The sequence below is a fragment of the Streptosporangium fragile genome, assembly GCF_039534445.1.
Classification (GTDB): domain Bacteria; phylum Actinomycetota; class Actinomycetes; order Streptosporangiales; family Streptosporangiaceae; genus Streptosporangium; species Streptosporangium fragile.
On sequence record NZ_BAAAVI010000190.1, the window covers coordinates 1 to 596 of the forward strand.

At 71.6% G+C, this 596-nt stretch carries 1 protein-coding gene; it reads left to right on the top strand.

The features are described from left to right. A partial coding sequence (locus ABD841_RS40585; RefSeq protein WP_344982410.1) for a beta-propeller domain-containing protein occupies positions 1-596 on the top strand: 596 nt, incomplete at both ends.

A 596-nucleotide genomic window follows, 5' to 3' on the forward strand; every position in this document is an offset into this window, starting at 1 on the left:
GGAGACGGAGGTGCACCGGTTCGACATCACCGCGCCCGGCGCGCCCCGCTACGTGTCCTCGGGCAAGGTGCCGGGCCGGCTGCTCAACCAGTACTCCCTGTCCGAGCACGAGGGACACCTGCGGGTCGCCACCACCTCGACCTCGGGCCGGAGCAGTTCCAGCGCGGTCTACGTGCTCAGGGCCGACACCCTGGGGAAGGTCGGCGAGGTGGGCGGCCTGGGGAACGGCGAGCGGATCTACTCGGTGCGCTTCATCGGCCCGGTCGGCTACGTGGTGACGTTCAAGCAGGTGGACCCGCTCTACACGCTCGACCTGCGCGACCCGGCGGCGCCGGGGAAGACCGGCGAGCTGAAGATCACCGGCTACTCGGCCTACCTGCACCCGGCGGGCGACGGACGGCTGATCGGCGTCGGCCAGGAGGCGAGCGAGCAGGGCCGCACGCTCGGCACCCAGGTCTCGCTGTTCGACGTCAGCGACCCGGCCAACCCGCGCCGCCTGTCCCAGCTGTTCCAGAAGGACTCGGGCTCCGAGGCCGAGTGGGACCCGCACGCCTTCCTGTACTGGGCCAAGACCGGGACGGCGGTCCTCCCGCTGA